Annotated in this window: 17 protein-coding genes; 10 read left to right on the top strand and 7 right to left on the bottom strand. The window is 61.7% G+C overall.

Going from position 1 to position 18,235, the window contains the following annotated elements; translation table 11 throughout:
• Nucleotides 1-4 precede the first annotated feature (4 nt).
• The 9 genes from ACVWWJ_RS16840 (at nucleotide 5) to ACVWWJ_RS16880 (ending at nucleotide 9,284) form a co-directional block, all read left to right on the top strand.
• Nucleotides 5-1,270 carry an XVIPCD domain-containing protein gene (locus tag ACVWWJ_RS16840; RefSeq protein WP_456968791.1) on the top strand — a complete coding sequence of 422 codons (1,266 nt, stop codon included), beginning with the start codon at nucleotides 5-7 and terminating at the stop codon, nucleotides 1,268-1,270.
• A gap of 113 nt (nucleotides 1,271-1,383) precedes the next feature.
• Nucleotides 1,384-1,974, top strand: coding sequence for a hypothetical protein (locus tag ACVWWJ_RS16845; RefSeq protein WP_456968792.1), 591 nt, complete (start codon nucleotides 1,384-1,386; stop codon nucleotides 1,972-1,974).
• On the top strand, nucleotides 1,971-3,425 hold the full coding sequence (locus ACVWWJ_RS16850; RefSeq protein ID WP_456968793.1) for an XVIPCD domain-containing protein: 1,455 nt from the start codon (nucleotides 1,971-1,973) through the stop codon (nucleotides 3,423-3,425). Before ACVWWJ_RS16845 ends, ACVWWJ_RS16850 begins: the two co-directional genes overlap by 4 nt.
• Before the next feature lie 16 nt (nucleotides 3,426-3,441).
• On the top strand, nucleotides 3,442-4,056 hold the full coding sequence (locus ACVWWJ_RS16855) for a hypothetical protein (RefSeq protein ID WP_456968794.1): 615 nt from the start codon (nucleotides 3,442-3,444) through the stop codon (nucleotides 4,054-4,056).
• Nucleotides 4,057-4,158: 102 nt separating this feature from the next.
• Entirely contained in the window at nucleotides 4,159-4,473 is a 315-nt protein-coding gene (locus ACVWWJ_RS16860; RefSeq protein ID WP_456968795.1) for a hypothetical protein, read from the top strand.
• A gap of 85 nt (nucleotides 4,474-4,558) precedes the next feature.
• Nucleotides 4,559-6,241 carry a type IV secretory system conjugative DNA transfer family protein gene (locus ACVWWJ_RS16865; protein ID WP_456968796.1) on the top strand — a complete coding sequence of 561 codons (1,683 nt, stop codon included), beginning with the start codon at nucleotides 4,559-4,561 and terminating at the stop codon, nucleotides 6,239-6,241.
• Between the two features lie 100 nt (nucleotides 6,242-6,341).
• Complete coding sequence (locus ACVWWJ_RS16870) at nucleotides 6,342-7,124, top strand: hypothetical protein (RefSeq protein WP_456968797.1); 783 nt, start codon at nucleotides 6,342-6,344, stop codon at nucleotides 7,122-7,124.
• 38 nt (nucleotides 7,125-7,162) lie between these two features.
• Nucleotides 7,163-8,566, top strand: coding sequence for an XVIPCD domain-containing protein (locus ACVWWJ_RS16875; RefSeq protein ID WP_456968798.1), 1,404 nt, complete (start codon nucleotides 7,163-7,165; stop codon nucleotides 8,564-8,566).
• A gap of 475 nt (nucleotides 8,567-9,041) precedes the next feature.
• Entirely contained in the window at nucleotides 9,042-9,284 is a 243-nt protein-coding gene (locus tag ACVWWJ_RS16880) for a hypothetical protein (protein ID WP_159892685.1), read from the top strand.
• 11 nt (nucleotides 9,285-9,295) lie between these two features.
• Here ACVWWJ_RS16880 and ACVWWJ_RS16885 read toward each other — a convergent pair whose 3' ends face one another.
• The 3 genes from ACVWWJ_RS16885 to ACVWWJ_RS16895 form a co-directional block, all read right to left on the bottom strand.
• The gene (locus tag ACVWWJ_RS16885; protein ID WP_456968799.1) at nucleotides 9,296-10,180 is read right to left on the bottom strand and encodes an alpha/beta fold hydrolase; all 885 of its coding nucleotides are present in this window, start codon (nucleotides 10,178-10,180) and stop codon (nucleotides 9,296-9,298) included.
• Between the two features lie 76 nt (nucleotides 10,181-10,256).
• Nucleotides 10,257-10,745, bottom strand: a complete 489-nt coding sequence (locus tag ACVWWJ_RS16890) for a type II toxin-antitoxin system YhaV family toxin (RefSeq protein ID WP_456968800.1) — start codon at nucleotides 10,743-10,745, stop codon at nucleotides 10,257-10,259.
• A 12-nt stretch (nucleotides 10,746-10,757) separates the two neighbouring features.
• Nucleotides 10,758-11,090 (bottom strand): type II toxin-antitoxin system PrlF family antitoxin, encoded by a 333-nt coding sequence (locus ACVWWJ_RS16895; protein ID WP_456968801.1) that lies wholly within the window; start codon nucleotides 11,088-11,090, stop codon nucleotides 10,758-10,760.
• A 159-nt stretch (nucleotides 11,091-11,249) separates the two neighbouring features.
• Here ACVWWJ_RS16895 and mutS point away from each other — a divergent pair, with 159 nt between their 5' ends.
• Complete coding sequence (gene mutS, locus ACVWWJ_RS16900; protein WP_456968802.1) at nucleotides 11,250-13,835, top strand: DNA mismatch repair protein MutS; 2,586 nt, start codon at nucleotides 11,250-11,252, stop codon at nucleotides 13,833-13,835.
• Nucleotides 13,836-13,995: 160 nt separating this feature from the next.
• Here the strand turns inward: mutS and ACVWWJ_RS16905 are convergent, their stop codons facing one another.
• From ACVWWJ_RS16905 to htpG, 4 genes are all read right to left on the bottom strand, one after another.
• A complete protein-coding gene (locus ACVWWJ_RS16905; RefSeq protein WP_456968803.1) occupies nucleotides 13,996-14,736 on the bottom strand; it encodes a hypothetical protein in 741 nt (246 codons plus the stop codon).
• 2 nt (nucleotides 14,737-14,738) lie between these two features.
• On the bottom strand, nucleotides 14,739-15,137 hold the full coding sequence (locus tag ACVWWJ_RS16910; RefSeq protein ID WP_456968804.1) for an RNA-binding S4 domain-containing protein: 399 nt from the start codon (nucleotides 15,135-15,137) through the stop codon (nucleotides 14,739-14,741).
• A gap of 40 nt (nucleotides 15,138-15,177) precedes the next feature.
• Nucleotides 15,178-16,083 (bottom strand): AEC family transporter, encoded by a 906-nt coding sequence (locus ACVWWJ_RS16915; RefSeq protein ID WP_456968805.1) that lies wholly within the window; start codon nucleotides 16,081-16,083, stop codon nucleotides 15,178-15,180.
• Nucleotides 16,084-16,230: 147 nt separating this feature from the next.
• A complete protein-coding gene (gene htpG, locus ACVWWJ_RS16920; RefSeq protein WP_456968806.1) occupies nucleotides 16,231-18,096 on the bottom strand; it encodes a molecular chaperone HtpG in 1,866 nt (621 codons plus the stop codon).
• Nucleotides 18,097-18,235 lie beyond the last annotated feature (139 nt).

The following is an 18,235-nucleotide window of genomic DNA, read 5'->3' on the forward strand; positions in this document are numbered from 1 at the left end:
ACACATGGCGATTGATCGTGAAACCCAGGTGCTGAACGACGCCGCGGCGGCGGGCATCACCTCACCCAAAGAACTGGCCAACTTCATGGCGCAGGTCACCCATGAGTCCAATGGGTTGAACCGCCTCGAGGAGAGCTTTCGTTATACCCGCGATATCTCGCAGATACCGGTGCAGTCCGCGTGGCGCGAGGGCCCCAAGGTGCTCGAAGCCGCGCGCAAAGAGGCGCTGCAGGGTAAGCCGGAACATCTGGCCGAACTGATGTACGGCGGCCGCAACGGCAACGACGAACCCGGCGATGGCTGGAAGTACCACGGCCGGGGGTATATCCAGCTCACGGGTAAGGACAACTATCGGGCCGCAGGCGAAGCCCTCGACCTGGATCTGGTCAAGCATCCCGAGCTTGCCGCCGATCCGAAGAACGCCGCGAAGATCGCTACCTGGTATTGGGAAAACCGCGTTCCCGAGAGCGCCCGCGAGGACGTCAAGGCGGCGACCAAGGCAATCAACGGCAAATACAACGGCCTCGAAGATCGTGAAGACCGCTTCGCGCAATGGCAGAAGAAGCTCACGCCCGAAGTCATGGACCGCCTGGACAAGGGCGCTGGCGCTGGCGAGTTGTTCAACACCTCGCGTGAGGTCATGAAAGAGGGCATGCAAGGCGAGGACGTCCGCATGTTGCAGGCCAATCTCGCACGCCTGGGTTACAAGGACGCCGCCGGCCACGACTTGCATACCGATGGCAAGTTCGGTCCCGGTACCGAAACCGCCCTGAAGGCGTTCCAGCGCGATCATCAGCTCACCGCCGATGGCGTAGCCGGGCCAGGCTCGCTCGCCGCTATCGAGACGCAGAAGCAGGTTGATGCCGCACGACAGGCGCTGGTCAGTCCGCGGCTCGACGACAAGGCGAATCCCGACAATGGCATGTACACACAAGCCCTGGACGCCGTACACCGCCTCGACGCGAAGCATGGACGCGAGCCCGACCAGCAGAGCAGCCAGTTCGCAGGCTCGCTCACGGCTTCGGCCAAAGCGCAGGGGCTCACGCGCATCGACAGCGTCGTGCTCAGCGACGATGCCAAACACGCCTATGCGGTGCAAGGTGACCTGAATTCACCGCACAAGAAGGTGGCCGAGGTGGAAACGCAGAAAGCCGTGAGCACGCCGCTGGAGCAAAGCAGCGTCGCGGCGACCAAGGCCCAATCATCTGACCCGACGCAGGGTCAGCCGACACGGCAACCGCAAGGCCCGGCAGCACCGGGCATGCCCTGACCCCAAATAAGGACCAAGAATGCCTGGCGTGAACGTGCATTCCGCAAAAGTTAGCCACCTGGCTCAAGCAAGGGAGAGACCCCGATGACACATCGCAACTGCACAGGTGCCGCATGGTGAAGACATCACTCACCATCGCTGCCCTGCTCCTTTCCCTGACCTCCCTTGCTTACGGTGCCACCATGAAGAACCCTGATATCAAGCTCAACCCGAATCCGCGCATGCGTTACGAGATTACCGCCGTCGTCCAGGGAGCGCCTGGCCCATTCGACCGGATCGAAGGTGCCGTGCAATACAAGGTAACGGACCGCCAATGCGTGCCGCTGACACCTATTACGGGGGCTGCTCAGTTTCCGGAGAAACGGGTACCCATTGAGCTCCATCGCGTCGACGATCACACGTTCAAAGGCGACCTGTACGTCGATCTGCTTCGTGACGAAGACTACTTCGGCATGGGAATCTGCCACTGGAACCTGATTGGCGCTGATGTCAGCTTCAAGGTAAACGAGCTCTACTTCTCGCCGAGCTTGTTTCATGACGAACTGATCGCCGGAAAACCGGTGATCCGGTTTTTCTCTGACCGATCGTACGAACTGTCGGCGACGCAGCGCGTCGATACCGGTAACTCCCATCGCGAAGACTTCAAGGAAGATGCTGACCGCACCTTCTCGATCGAGCTCACGGCCAAGGAGAAAGCGCCGTGACCCTGAGCTCAACAGACTACGCCTTACTGGCGGAAAACTCGTACCAGAATCCTGAGCTAAAGAAGGAAATTACCCTCGGCGGTGTCGCTTACAAGGCCATCGACTTCATGGATGATCCTGCAACGGGCTTTCAGGGGACGGCTTACCGGCGCCTTGATACCAATGAGGTTGTCATTGCATATCGAGGCACTGAGTTCGGTCGGGAACCGGTACACGACGGCGGCGTCGATGCTGGCATGGTGCTGACAGGCGTGAACGCGCAGGCGCACGACGCAGCCACCTTCACGCAGCGGGTGCTCGACGCGGAGAAGATCGACGCCGAGGTGAATCACCATCCTATGAACGTGACCGTGACGGGGCACTCGCTGGGTGGCACGCTCGCCGAAATTCAGGCGGCAAAGTTTGGCCTGAAGGGCGAAACCTTCAATGCGTACGGCGCGGCCAGCCTTTACGGTGTACCAGAAGGCGGTAATCAGGTGATCGATCACGTGCGGGCGGGCGATGTCGTCAGCGCCGCAAGCCCGCATTTCGGTGAAGTACGCGTCTACGCGGATCAGAAAGACATCGACACGTTGTCGAAAGCCGGATATCGCGACAACGGCGGGATACTCAGTCCGCGTAATCCGGTAGCTGCCATCGATTTCAGCTCGCACGCCATTGATAACTTCGTTCCTGATGGCAAGACGCTCGGCCACAGCATCATCAACCCCGAAGCCGAAAACCTCTACAAAGAACACGCGGGCATGATCGACCGCTACCGCGACGATGTCATGGATATCCGCAAGGGCCTTTCCGCGCCTTGGGAGGTGCCCAAGACGATTGCCGAGGAAGTCGGGGCTGTGGGTCACGCCGTGGTCGACAAGGTTGAGCAGGGAGTCCACGCCGTCGAACAGACGGCGGAGAACGTAGCCCATGAGGTCAGGGAGACTTACGAGCACGTCAAGGAAGACGTCTCCGAAGGTCTGCACGCGATCGGCGAGAAGGCCTCGCACGCCTGGGATACCGTGAGTCATCCGTCGTCGTGGTTCAAGCACGATACACCACCACGCCTCGACTCGCCGGACCACCCGCAGAATGCCATGTTCCAGCAGGCGCGCGACGGCGTGTACAAGCTCGACGCCCAGCACGGGCGTACGCCCGACGCACAGAGTGACCAGTTTGCCGGCTCGCTCGCGGCGAGTGCGGTGACCCAGGGCCTTACGCGGATCGATCAGGTCGCCCTGAACGGCGATGCCAGCCGAGCCTACGCTGTCCAGGGCGATGTCAATTCGCCCTTCAAGCAGGTCGCTGAAGTAGACACCCAGCAGGCCATGGCCACTCCGCTGGAGAAGAGCAGCGAGACTATTCAGCAGCAGGCCATACAGCAGGCGCGGGTGCAGAGCCAACCGGTCGCCGAGCAGCAGACGCCGCAGAACCAGCAGCGACAAGGTCCGTCACCTCATGGACCGTGAGCGGGAGAGCCGACATATGACTTATCGCAACGAGCCAGGTGCGTCGGTGACGCTATCGATCGTCATTTGCGCCCTGCTCGTTTCCGCCGCCCCTGTTTCGTACGGTGCCGACGTGAAGGACGTCGACATCAAGCTAAATCCCGCCCCTCGTATTCGTCGTGGCCTTACCGTCACGGTGCAGAATGCGCCGGGCGTATTTGACCACGTCGATGGCACTGTCGATTATAAAGTTGTGAATCGGGATTGCGTACCCTTGGCACCAGCTATTGGTGCGACATTGGTACCCGAGAAGCGCATCGCCATTGAGCTGACGCCGACAGCCCGAAATAGCTACAGAGCCAGCCTTGTGGCCGATCTCGTGCAGGACGAGGACTATTTCGGCTTGGGCGTCTGCCGTTGGGCCGTCGTCGGTGCTAACGCGAACTTTTCGCACGACATCGTCAGCTTCAGTGCTGCGATCTTCAACAATAACGTCATGAAGAACGGCACTGTAACGAAGTATTTCTCTGATGACTCTTACACCGATATCGACATGAAGCGCGTCGATATCGGTGAAGAAAGCCCCGCGAGGTACAAGGATCGCGTTCACACGTTTTCGATAAGCATCACATCCGGCACGCCCCATCAGTAGACCTGATCCTGTGGCAGATCATGAACGTTTCACCCCCGCCACCACAACATTCAACTGCGACCGATACTTGCAACCGCGCACCCATCACAGTAAGGAACGACGATGAAAAAGTTGGTTCTGATCACCCTGATATTCGGCCTCACAACCGGCCTCGCCGCTGCAGAAGGCTTCTACCGATACATTCCGTACTACAACAATGATCCGTTTACGTTCTGCACCTACGGCGTCCCCGAAGACTGCTGGTTCCCGATCAGCAAGGAGCTGGGAACGTATGGTGTTATTAGCCAGTACTGCTTCAATCCCGTGTCGGCTCAATTGTTCGCCGACGTCTGCCCTCATGCGTTCGTTCTGGGCGGCCCAGGGCCGAGCGCGAAGGCGTCGACGGTGAAGCGTGATGACGCGGACATGAGTCCCTGAACTAGCGATCCAAAGTTGCTCCCGAGCACGGCCACGACTTGAGACGTGACAACGAAACACCCAGGGATAAAAGGCAAGATTTCACATGAGTAAAAACAGGGGATATTGGGCAGCCGGCCTCGGCGCAGCTGCTCTCGTTGCGGGCAACTTCTTTTCCGGCTACCTCACCCTCCTCTTCCTGAGGTTGCGTGACGTACCGCTGAAGTGGGACACCTACTGGGGCTACATCCGGGCCATGGGCCTGCCGGAAGTGAAGCCGTATGTCTGGAAGATCGAAGTCGCGGGGGCGATTGGCTTCCTGCTTCCCCTGATTGCATGGCTGGTCGTTCTCTACTTCCTGATGAAGAAGAAGAAACAGGCCATGCATGGTGACGCGCGCTTCGCGACCGCTTCCGACCTGCGCAAGCAGAAGATGCTCTCGCCGGCGGACAACGGCATCCTGGTGGGGAAGTACAAGGGAGACCTCGTCCGTCTCCCCGGCCAGCAGTTCGTCATCCTCGCCGCCCCGACCCGTTCGGGCAAAGGCGTCGGCGTGGTGATCCCCAACCTGCTCGACTACCAGGAATCCATCGTGGTGCTCGACATCAAGCAGGAGAACTTCGACCTGACCAGTGGTTGGCGTAAATCGCAGGGACAGGAAATCTACCTGTTCAATCCGTTCGCCGAGGACCGCCGCACGCATCGCTGGAATCCGCTGAGTTATGTGTCGAAGGATCCCGCGTTCCGCGTCTCGGACCTGATGAGCATTGCCTCCATGCTTTATCCCGACGGCTCGGATGACCAGAAGTTCTGGGTCAGCCAGGCGCGTAACGCTTTCATGGCGTTCTCGCTGTACCTGTGCGAGAAATGGGAATACGACGAGATGCGCGGCCGCCCCCTCGTGGTCCGTAGCAAGCCGACCCTTGGCATGATCTACCGACTCTCGTCCGGCGATGGCACCGATCTGCGCGAGCTCTACACCACGCTCTCGAAGGAGTCCTTCCTGAGCGCAAACGCGCAATCCGCCTTCGCTAACATGCTCTCCCAGGCCAACGAAACGTTTGCTTCGATCCTTGGCACGTTCAAGGAACCGCTGAACGCGTGGATCAATCCCGTGTTGGACGCCGCGACCAGCGAGGACGATTTCCTCCTGACCGACGTGCGCAAGAAGCGCATGACGATCTACATCGGCATTCAGCCCAACAAGCTCGCCGAGAGCCGCCTGATCGTCAACCTGTTCTTCAGCCAGTTGATCAATCTCAACACGAAGGAATTGCCGCAGAACAATCCGGAGCTCAAGCACCAGTGCCTGCTGCTCATGGACGAGTTCACGTCGATCGGCAAGGTGGAAATCATCGCCTCGGCGGTGTCGTACATGGCGGGTTACAACATTCGCCTGCTTCCGATCATCCAGAGCATGGCCCAGCTGGACGCAACGTACGGCAAGGACGTTTCACGCACGGTCATCACCAACCACGCACTGCAGATCGTGTTCGCGCCACGTGAGCAACAGGATGCCAACGATTACTCCGACATGCTGGGCTACACGACCGTACGTCGGGAGAACATCACCAAGAGCAAGAACGGCGATGTATCCAGGAGCCACTCGGAAGAGAAACGCGCGCTGATGCTGCCGCAGGAACTGAAGGCGATGGGGACGGACAAGGAGGTGTTCTTGTACGAGGGCATCCCGCACCCGGTGATGTGCGAGAAGATCCGGTATTACGAGGATAAGTACTTCACGGCGCGGCTGTTGAAGAAGGCGGACGTGACAGCGCTTTCGATCTGAAGTAGTCCAGCGCACTTCGCAGGGGCAGTCGCGTGAGTCGACAGCTCCTCCCCGTCTTAGCCGCAGTTAGAATCCGTAAAGACCAGCTATGGACCTACTTATGCTCACCGCACACCGCCAACATCTCGCCGTTGTCGCCGGCCTGACTTTCGCAGCCGCCCTGGCGCTGCCGCCTCAGGCACGGGCGCAAGCTGCCCCTTCCCCCACACCAGACATCGCCGCCACCGTCAAAGCCGTCATGGACGACCAATACGGCGCGACCTACGACGCGAAGCACACCTGCTGGACGTACAGCTACAGCGGAAGTGGCAACGACGATGGCGCCGACTATTGCATGCGCCCCGGCAAGCCCGAGGTCCTGGATGTCAACGGTTCGAAGATCCTTTACTTCACGGCCGCGAATGCGACCGATATCACCGATGTAGCGGCCTACGGATATAGCCAGGCGCAGCCGGGCCTGATGGGTGCGTTCAAGATCCGCCTGGGTGGCAAGCAGGGTTGGACCTTCATCGCCATGGAACCGGCCATGACCTTCGGAACGGCTGGCGAATGCGGTTGCCGCGACGCAAAACTGGAGAAGCTGACCAACAAGGGCGACTACGGCTGGGTATTTACCAGCGGTGGCGTGTGGCAAGGCACGGTGGTGTCCAACTACAGCATCGTAACGGCGTGGAAGAACAAGTTTCAGGACATTAGCGAGATTCCGCAGATCGGCGAGAATGATCAGTCGGTTCGCTACGAGATGACAGTACAGGCAGATCCGTCGGCGCCGGGCCTTTTCCCGCTTAAGGTCATCAAGACCAAAGCCAAGGCGAAGGTTGCCGAGTTCACCGTGCCCTTCGACACGAAGAAGGCCCGCTACGAACTACCCGCCAAATCCTGATCGTTCTTTCGCCACACCTCCTGACATAAGGAACCGCCATGAGTAAGCCGAACAAGCTTGACGAACGTTGGGAAGCGGCCATGCCCGACCTGGCCGAAGCCGCGCAGAAAGCCGGGATCGATCCCGGCATCATGGCGAAGATCGCCGGCTTCGAATCCCACTACGACCCTCATGCGCGCCCGATCGCGGGAGAGAAGCACCATAAGCTCAATACCATCACGCAGTTCGACGGCAGCAAGGCGATGTCAAGCGCCTACGGTTATGGGCAGTTCCTCAACAAGACCTGGGCTGGCATGGTGCGGGAATACGGCGAAAAATACGGCGTGCCCGGTGCTGCGGATCTGACCGACGCACAAACCAACACCGCCGAGCTTCGCAACAATACGAAGCTTCAGGCCGGCATGCTCGCCGAATTCACCCGCATGAACATCGAAAAGGGTAACGCCCTTGGCGGCGCAGATCCTGCTGCCAACGTCTACGCCATGCACAATTTAGGTGGTGGCGACGGCCCGGCCTTCCTCAAGGCGCTTGCGCAGGATGGTTCCAAGCGAGTCGACAGCGTCCTTTCGGACGATGTGATCAAGCGTAACCCGGCGCTGTACGGCGACGGCAGCATGTCGCTCGAAGCAGCCTATAAGAACATGGGCGCCGAGATGGAGCGCTATCAGAACTATGCGGACGAGATCACGCATGCGCCGAAGGCGACGCCCACGAACCAGGATGCGACGCAAAAGGAACCAGCACATACCGCGATGAAGCAGGAATCCACTGCCAATCCCACCGTTTTGAAAGAAGGCTCCCGGGGTGACGATGTCGAGGCACTACAAAATCAGCTCAACAAGCTCGGTTATACCGATGCAAAGGGCCACGCGTTGAAAGCAGACGGCCACTTCGGACCTGCCACGACGGCAGCAGTGGAAGAGTTCCAGACCAAGAACAGGCTCGACGCAGATGGCCTTGTCGGCCCCTCCACACAGGCGCGCCTTGAAAGGCAGCTGGAACAGCACGTCCCTGCCGCTGAGAAAACCGCCTCACCATCTGCTCTGCGACTGGACCAGGATTCTCACCCCGCCAACGGCATGTTCAAACAGGCCTTGGCCGGCATGGAACATGTAGACAAACAGCAGGGCCGCACTTCCGATGGCATCACCGCCAACATCGCTGGCTGCCTTGTCGTCGCCGCCAGGCGCGAGGGCATGCACACGATCGACCAGGTTGCACTGTCAGGGGACGCCTCGACGGCCTACGCCATACAGGGCGAAGCGAACTCTCCATTCAAGAAACACGCTTCCGTCGACGTGCTCGCCGGAATCAACACGCCTCTCGAACAGAGCAGCGCTGATGTGATGAAGCCCCAGAATCCCATGCCGGAGCTTAGCCAGCAGGCAGAGCAAACTCAGGCGCGTGCGCAATCACACGCGAGTCCGGCACAAAGCATCTGAGCGTCCGGGGCCCGCCCCTACAGACAACCCCAAATTGTTTTGCTACGGTCACTCCGTCACCCGCGTTCATCGACAAAAACACGTCGCAGGTAACCATCGCTCGATGCGGTGAAAAGCGCGGGCCAAGGGTGCCTTAGGAACACCCCTGACCCGCTAACCAAACCAACTGAAGTAGGAGTTGATAATGGCTGCCCACCATTCTACGGCACTCGCCCGCCCGCCTGATCCCCACGGCGACGCCCCCAGCGGAAACCGGGTCGCCTGCGTCCCGCGCAGGCACGGTTGAAGAACCGCGGAGTCGGCCTGTTTTCTAAGATATTTCTTGGCTGGCCCCGCTACCCACTTCATCAATCACACCCCCGACGCCCGATCACGGGCAGCCGGTGAAACCGCGAGTCCGATGGGCCGCGGCACGTCGCGTTTCGGCTCGACGTGCCGCGTCCGGAAAGACGCGGATGGACGAGAGGAGCACACGATGGTTCTGGAACACGACGCCAACGCACATGAGCTTTTGAACGAAGCCACCGAGTGGCTGCAGTACGCGCGCAACGTCACGCAGATGCTGGCCGAGCTTGTCCACGAGTCCGACACCGTGGACTGCACACGGCTGTCGATGACACTGGAAGCGATCGGCGCGATGACGCACCGGGGCATCCAGTGCGCGGCCGAGGCGCATGCACGGATCCATCTGACGGATGCGCTCACGCATAAGCACTGACGTCTAAGTGGTCAGGACGACCACGCCCTGACAGTCAGTAAAGCATCGGCAAAGGCCTCTGGCGACTCGTGAGGAAAGTTATGCCCCGAGCGGGACGTGCGGTGCTCGTGCTTGCCGGTGAACAGGGATGCATGGTCTGCCGTTCCACCCGGTTTGAGAGGGTCGCTCGTGCCATCCAGGGTGACCGTGGGCACGCTTATCCGTGGCCGTGAAGCCAGCCGGTCTTCGATATCCTGCATGGCAGGATCCCCGCTTTCCAGGCCTAACATGCACCGGTAAGCGTGGATGACCACATCGACGAAGTCGGGGTTATCAAAACTCTCCGCCGAGCGGGCGAAAGTCACATCGTCGAACGCCCATTCTGGCGACCATTCACGCCACAACAACCTGCACAGGTCTCGCCTGTTCTCGGACAGACACTCGCGACCGCGTTCTGACTGAAACAGATGCTGGTACCAGCACACACGCTCCAGGGAGGGCGGCGCGGAATGGCGCTGTCCGTTAACGTCGATGATGTCGTAGCTGGCATAAGACACCAGGCCGCCGATACGTTCGGGCCAGAGCGCCGCCACTACGCACGACGCATTACCACCCCAGTCGAATCCACCGAGGATGGGGCGCTCCAGCTCCAATGCGTCGGCGAGTTGAACGATGTCGCATGCGCGCGCCGCCTGCTGGCCGCTACGCATCGTGTCCCGAGAGAGAAAGCGAGTCGGACCGAAGCCACGCGTGTACGGCACGATGACCCTCGCTCCTGCTTGAGCGAGCAGTGGCGCTACCTCGTCGTATCCATGCACGTCGTAGGGAAAGCCGTGCGAGAGGATGACTGGCCAGCCGTCGCCGGGGCCGTGCTCTTCATAGGCGATGCTGAGTACCGGGGTGTCTACGTTCTTCATCCGGAGTTATCTCCTGTGATTGCCGAGCCGCCGTCATCGTACCGACGCAAGGTCGACCCATCGCGACTAAGGCCGGCTAACGCGTCAACGCTCGCATCTGTTCCGCCAATTCGCCCACTTCAGTGTCGCTACGAATCTGGCTCCTCAGTGCGGCCCAATCACCGGGTGGAATACCCCGATCCAACATTCGACGAAAGGTTGCATAGGCGTCAGTTTTTTCGCCGTAAGCCCTCAGCGTGTCCTCGTCATTCACCCAAGCGTAAATGATCGTCTTTTCCTTCTCGCTGAAACGGAAGAACAGCCGATATTGCTGGAAGAACTTTGCCCGGAACCATCCCTTGTTCGCGCCGCCCAAGGTGTCGCCCTGACGATATTTCGGGTTGGCTGGGTCGGATGGAATGTCGTGGAACGCTAGCTTGGTGATGGCAGCCAAAACCAGGAAGGCTCTCTTCTTTCGGTATTTCGAAGCATCTCTCGCGGCGTCGACTGTCATCTGCGTAATCAGGGCCTGCAATTGATCGCCGAAAAACGAGTGGTGGGCGATCGTCCATCCCTGGATTTTCATCAACGCTTCCCTTTAATCGTCACAATCGGCCGGCAATGGCGCATCAAGATCCAGCTCGACGCCCGCCGTGAGAGCACGCAGGCTCTCGACGAGACGCTCATCCAACAACATCACGTTTTCGGGGTGGTTTTGCATATCTGCAGCCAAGAATAAGGTGAATTTCGCTACCACCGGGTCGTCGTGGGCAGGCTCCTCTCGCTGAAGCAAAACCCCGCCATCTGAAAGGATCTGGTATCGGATGCGATCACGGCGATTGAGCTGCAGAGACTGCCGGACCGCCTCTGGCACGGTCGTCTGATAGCGATCTGTCAGCGTTGAGCTGACTTCCAACACACAGTCGGTCATGTCACGCCTCCCGAGGAACGTGGTCACACGGTAATGCAATTGCATTGCCGTGTCAAAAATGGCTGCCAGTGGGATTTTGTAGGCGAAAGCCTAACGACGGTATCATGGTGAATCTGCGCGCCGGAGTGGCGCGCCTTCGGCATTGAATCTCGGAAAATCATGGCTTTAGCAGAAGATACCTCGGTCGGCGCCGGGCATACGCCCTTTATGCGGCAGTACCTGACGGCCAAGGCGGAGCATCCGGACATCCTGCTGTTTTTCCGGATGGGCGACTTCTACGAGCTGTTCTACGACGACGCCCGCAAAGCGGCTCGCCTGCTGGATATCACGCTGACGCAGCGTGGCCAGTCGGCCGGTGCGCCGATCCCCATGGCGGGCGTGCCGTACCACGCGGTCGAGAATTACCTGGCGCGCCTGGTGAAGCTGGGCGAGTCCGTGGCGCTGTGCGAGCAGATCGGCGACCCGGCCCTTTCCAAGGGTCCGGTGAAGCGCGAAGTCGTGCGTATCGTCACCCCGGGCACGGTGACCGACGCCGCGCTGATGGAAGAGCGTCGCGACAACCTGCTGCTCTCTATCGCGGCAGGCCAGACCGGCTACGGCCTGGCCTGGGTGGACCTCTCCACCGGCCGCTTCCTGCTCACCGAGGTGCCGACCGCCGAAGGCCTGGCTGCGGAACTCGCGCGCCTGCAGCCTGCGGAAACCCTGGTCGGCGAAGACGTCGCCTGGCCCAAGCTTGTTTCCACCCTGCCCGGCCTGCGCAAGCGCCAGCCCTGGCACTTCGATGGCGATGCCGCGCGGCGCGAGCTGTGCCGCTTCTTCAAGACACGTGACCTGCTCGGTTTTGGTGTGGACGGCATGCCCCTCGCCGTGGCTGCGGCGGGTTGCCTGCTCGGCTATGTCGAAGAAACCCAGAAGGCTGCCCTGCCCCACCTCACCGGCATGGCGGTTGAGAACGCGGGCGAAACGATCGCCATGGATGCGGCCACCCGGCGCAACCTGGAAATCGACACGCACCAGAGTGGTCGCGTGGAGAACACGCTACTCGGCGTGCTCGACGAGACCGTGACGCCCATGGGCGCGCGCCTGCTGCGTCGCTGGCTCAATCGCCCCCTGCGGGATCGCCAGGTGCTGCGTGGCCGTCACCAGGCCATCGGCAGCCTGATCGACGCTCGCCGCCACGCGACGCTGCGCGAACGCCTGCGGGGCATCGGCGACCTCGAACGCATTCTCGCGCGTGTCGCGTTGCGCTCTGCGCGCCCGCGTGACCTTTCCACCTTGCGTGATGGCCTCGCTGCGGCGCCGGCGCTGCGCGAAGACATAGATGGTCTCGACAGTCCGTTGCTGCATAGCCTGGTGGAGCGCATCGGCGATCACGCCGACACCGCTGCCCTGCTCGCGCGTGCCGTGATCGCCCAGCCGCCCGTACTCCTGCGCGATGGCGGTGTGCTGGCCGAAGGCTACGACGAAGAGCTCGACGAACTGCGCCAGCTCTCCACCAATGCCGATCAGTTCCTGGTCGACATGGAAGAGCGCGAGAAAGCGTCCAGCGGCATCTCCACGCTGAAGGTCGGCTACAACCGCGTGCACGGGTATTACATCGAGATCACCAAGGCGCATTCGGAGAAGGCACCGCAGCATTACACGCGTCGCCAGACCACGAAGAACGCCGAGCGCTATATCACCGAAGAGCTCAAGCAGTTCGAGGATAAAGTGCTCTCTGCGAAGGAACGTTCGTTGATGCGCGAACGCGCGCTCTACGAACTGCTTCTCGACAAGCTGACGGATCGCCTTTCCGAACTGAAGATCGCGGCCACCGCGATGGCCGAGCTCGACGTACTCGCGAATCTCGCCGAGCGCGCCGAAACGCTTGACTGGGCAGCGCCTGCACTCACCGATGAGCAAGGTATCCACATCGAGCGCGGTCGCCATCCCGTGGTCGAGAAAGTGCGCGATGAGCCGTTCGAGCCGAACGACCTCGTGCTCGATCGCGGCCGTCGCATGCTGGTCATCACCGGCCCGAACATGGGCGGTAAGTCCACCTATATGCGGCAGAACGCATTGATCGTGTTGCTGGCCCATGTCGGCAGTTACGTGCCGGCATCCGGAGCCACCATCGGGCCAATCGATCGCATCTTCACGCGCATCGGCGCGGGTGACGATCTCTCTCGCGGCCAGTCGACCTTCATGGTCGAGATGAGCGAGACGGCGAACATCCTGCATAACGCGACCGAATGCAGCCTCGTGCTGATGGACGAAGTCGGCCGCGGTACCAGCACGTACGACGGCCTTTCGCTTGCGCGTGCGGCCGCCGTGCACCTGGCCGCCACCAGCTGCGCCTACACGCTGTTCGCCACGCACTACTTCGAGCTGACCGAACTAGCCGGGGACTTCGCCACCATCGCCAACGTGCACCTGGACGCGGTCGAGTACGGCGAGCAACTGGTCTTCATGCACACGGTGAAGGACGGCCCGGCCAACCGGAGCTTCGGCCTGCAGGTCGCCGCGCTGGCCGGTTTGCCCAAGGCCGTGATCGCCGATGCGCGACGCTACCTTGCCGCTTTAGAGCAGGGACACGAGGTAACCGCGGCGGTCGCCACGCCGCCTGCCGCGACGCCGCAGATGGGCCTGTTCGCTCCGTCACTGCCTTCGCCGGTTGAAGAGGCGCTCCGCGCCATCGATCCGGACGACCTCTCGCCGCGGGATGCGCTGGATCGGCTCTATAAGCTGAAGAAAATGCTGCGCTGAACCATTGAGACGCCCTATGGGGACGATCTGAACAATCGAATTCCCCTCTAGTCAGCGCGTACCTATAGTGACTCTGCGGTCCGGGCCTCTGGCCTGACCGCAACGGGGCTTACGACTCTCCATCTTTCAGCCCCGTGGCGCCCCCCGCCTCATCCCCGCGTCAGCAGCCCGGGCCTGAGTTACGGGGGGCGGTTTTTTTTGCGAGGCCGTACTGGTGCGCTTCGATCATCGTACGCATCAGTACGATGAAGAGGTCGGCGCTGAACATCGAAAGGTAATGCACGCGCCAAAGCACCTGGCCCTGCGCATCGAGCAAGCGCAGCGAACCATCCGGGCCACCTTCGTCGAGCCTCGCGATGTCCGCGATCGAAATCGGCTCGCCGTCGACCTCGACACCGCCGCTGCTTAGTGCAATGACACTGGTCGTGCCGAACGTCGTCGCAGTCGCCGAACGTTTTGCCAGCCGATCCGCGTCAGTGATGGCATGAAACGTCAGCACCTCGCCCGCCTCCAGTGAGCGCAAGGCGAGTGGGCCGCGCTCACGCAACTGGCCGCCGATGATTTCGCCGCGCAGCCGGAACGCATCGCCGTGATCGTCGAGCACATCGACCCACGCATCGTCGGGGCCACGACGGAACGCGAGCGCATTGGCCGGACCAAACAGACGACCGCCAGTTCGATAGAGGTAGAGATCGGCCATCGCCATGAACGGGACGAAGGCTTGCTTGCGATGCGAAGCGTGATGGACGACCACGCCGTGCTGGTGCAGATCGAACGAGGTCTTCGTTTTGTTCGCCGACCAGGGGAGCAGCCGGCTGAAAGCCCGCGTGAGCGGATGCGCGCGCGTGCGGCCGTGACGACTGAGCAGTCGGCCAGGCAAGATGTCAGTGGGCACGAGCATGGTCAGAGCGTCTTCTTCAGATCCTGGATCAAGCGACGCGCGTGCTTATCGGGCTTACCCTGGGGCCGCAGCAACGCGCCGCCGGTCAGTCGACGATCCTCTCGTTGTCGTTCCCGCTCGGCGAGACTCTCATCCGTTTCGGTGTAGAGCTTGCGCGCTTCGGGCGCGGGACCACGCTTCTCGGACAACGCAGCGACGACCGCGACGAAGCGCTCTTCGCCACGAGTGATCTTGAGGTGATCACCGACCTGCACCGTCTTCGCTGGCTTGCAGGCGGCATCGTTGAGTTCGACCTTGCCGCCGACGATCGCTTCCTTGGCCAGCGCGCGGGTCTTGAAGAAGCGCGCGGCCCATAGCCACACGTCGGCGCGTACGCCAGGAGTCGTCGAGATGTCGGTCATGGGAAAAGTGTGAGGTCGTCGCTGTGCAAAGCCAACCCCTTCAGCCTGCGGGTAGCAACAGGTTGCCCAAGGGCACCGTGACCAGGCAAAGCAGGATGCCGGCGCCAAGCACCGTGTTGGCCAGGCGCGGCTCGAGATCGTACTGATCGGCCAGGATGGCGGCCGAGATCATCGGCGCCATGGCGGCCTGAAGGACGCCGACCGTAAGCGTCAGCCCACCGATACCGGCGGCGATACCGATACCGAACACCACCAGTGGCGCGAGGAACAGCTTCCAGCCGAGGCCGGCGATCAGCGCACCCACCTGGTCCCGCTGCAGGTGAAGACGAAACTGCAGGCCCACCGAGAACAGCGCCAGCGGCGTCAGCGTCGCGCCAATCTGCAGCATCACCTTCTCGACACCGCCGGGCCACCCACCAAGCAGGCCGACGATGACGCCAATGACGAGGCAGACGAAAGCCGGAAAGGTCAGCACACGGCGAACGATGGCTGGCACGCTCGCCCCCCTGCCCGAATACATCGACGCCACCACGATGCCGCCGGCAGCGAGCATCGGGAAGCAACCTAGCTGATCGGCGATGACGGCCACCGAGAGGCCCGCCTTGCCATGCAGGGCTTCCATCATGGGGTAGCCCATGAAAGAGGTATTACCCAGGCCGCAGACGAGGGTCAGGCAGCCGATGCGCGCCGGCGACCACGCGAAGATGCGACCGAGCATGGCGAAAAGCGCCCATGCCCCGAAGAAGGTGACGTACATGCCGACCACGGGAAACCACAGGCGTGCGTCGATCGTGACGTGTGGCACGAGGGCCAGCACGAGCGCCGGTAACGCGATGTTGAGCACCCACCAGTTGATACCGGGAACGATGCCTTCGGGCAGCGTGGCAAAGCGCCGGCAGAGAATGCCGAGCGCGAGGCAGGCGAAGAGGATGAGCAGTGCGGACATGAGGCAGGACGATAACAGCGCATCCTCCTGCCCGAAAGCCGGCAGCTCTGTGTGGGAGCCGCTTCAGCGGCGATAGCCAGATCCCCTCAGGCCCATCGCCGCTGAAGCGGCTCCCACATGGAGCATCCCACCGGGCTCGCCGCTTCGTTACCCGAGGAGGACTCGGTTCATGCGTTGAACGAAGGCAGCGGGATCGGCGAGCTGGGCGCCAGCGGTGATCTCGGCTTGCTCAAGGAGCAGGCCGGCGATATCGCCAGCTTTCGCGTCGTCGGTCTCGGCGGCGAGGCGCTTGACCAGCGGATGCTCGGGGTTGAGCTCGAGCACAGCCTTCGACTCGGGTACGTCCTGGCCGGCTTCGCGCAGAAGGCGGGCAAGATGCGGTGCGAGATCGAAGTCCGCCAGCGCGAGGCACGACGGGGAATCGGTAAGGCGTGCAGAGACGCGAACGTCACCCACGCGGTCGCCGAGGAGCGCCTTGGTGCGGTCGATCAACGGGGCGGCTTCGGCGCTGGCTGCCTCTTGCTTGGCCTTGTCAGCCTCGTCGAGCGGGAACTCACCCTTGGACACGTTGCGCAGGCGCTTGCCGTCGTACTCGGTGAGATAACCGAGCATCCATTCGTCGACGCGATCGGACATCAGCAGCACTTCGATGCCCTTGGCCTTGAGGGCCTCGAGCTGCGGGCTACCGGCAGCGGCGGCGTAGCTATCCGCCGTGACGTACCAGATCGTGTCCTGGCCTTCGCCCATGCGAGTGATGTAATCGTCGAACGATACCGTCTTCGCGGCGCCGTCGCCCTTGGTCGAAGCAAAGCGCAGCAGCTTGGCGATGCGGTCGCGGTTGGCCGTGTCTTCGACAATGCCTTCCTTCAGCGTGTTGCCGAAGCCCGCGAGGAACGTGGCGAACTTCTCCGGCTCGTCGCGCGATACCTTTTCGAGCAGGTCCAGTACGCGCTTGGTGCACGCGGCCTTGATGCGTTCGAGCTGGCGGTTCTGCTGGAGGATTTCGCGGCTGACATTGAGCGGCAGGTCGTCGGCGTCCACTACACCACGCACAAAGCGCAGGTAGTTCGGCAGCAACTCTTCCGCGGCGTCCATGATGAAGACGCGCTTGATGTAGAGCTTGAGACCCTTGCGCTCCTCGCGGCCGCCCATCATCAGGTCGAACGGCGGCTGTTCCGGCACGTAGAGCAATGTGGTGAAGCTCTGGCTGCCTTCGACGCGGTTGTGCGTCCAGGCGAGAGCGTCGTTGAAGTCGTGGCCGAGCGCCTTGTAGAAGTTCTGGTATTCCTCGTCCGTGATCTCGCTCTTCGGACGGCTCCACAGGGCCGAGGCCGAATTGATCGTCTGCCAGTCCGTCGGATCCGGCTTGCCGTCTTTCTCGGCCGGCATGCGGATCGGGAAGGCCACGTGGTCGGAGTACTTGGTCACGGCCGCGCGCAGCGTCCAGAACTTCAGGAACTCGTCTTCGTCGGCCTTGAGGTGCAGCACGACGGTGGTGCCACGCTCGGTGACATTCATGTCCTCGAGGGTGTACTCGCCCTTGCCATCGCTTTCCCAACGCACGCCAGCCTCGGTCGGCTCGCCGGCACGACGGGTGATGACCGTGACCTTGTCGGCCACGACGAAGGCGGAGTAGAAGCCCACACCGAACTGGCCGATCAGGCGCGCGTCGTTCTTCTGCTCGCCCGAGAGAGCCTCGAGGTAGCGGCGGGTACCCGAGCTGGCGATCGTGCCGATGTTGGCGACGACTTCGTCCTTGCTCATGCCGATGCCGTTGTCGCGCACGCTGACGGTGCGCGCTTCCGGATCCCAGGTGATCTGGATACGGAGTTCCGGGTCGTCGGAGGTGAGATCGGGGTTGCCCACGGCCTCGAAGCGCAGCTTGTCGCAGGCGTCGGAGGCGTTGGAAATGAGCTCGCGGAGGAAGATTTCCTTGTGCGAGTAGAGGGAATGGGTGACCAGGTGCAGGACCTGGGCGACCTCGGCTTCGAACTTACGTGTTTCCTGGCTCACGGTGCCGTTCCTTCAGTTAGGACAGCACCGGATTATGGGGGCGCGAGGCGCGCGAAAAAAGGTAACCGGACATGTGGGAGCCGCTTCAGCGGCGATACCAGGACATGTGGGAGCCGCTTCAGCGGCGAAAAGCCAACGG

The sequence above is a fragment of the Luteibacter sp. HA06 genome (assembly GCF_054061215.1).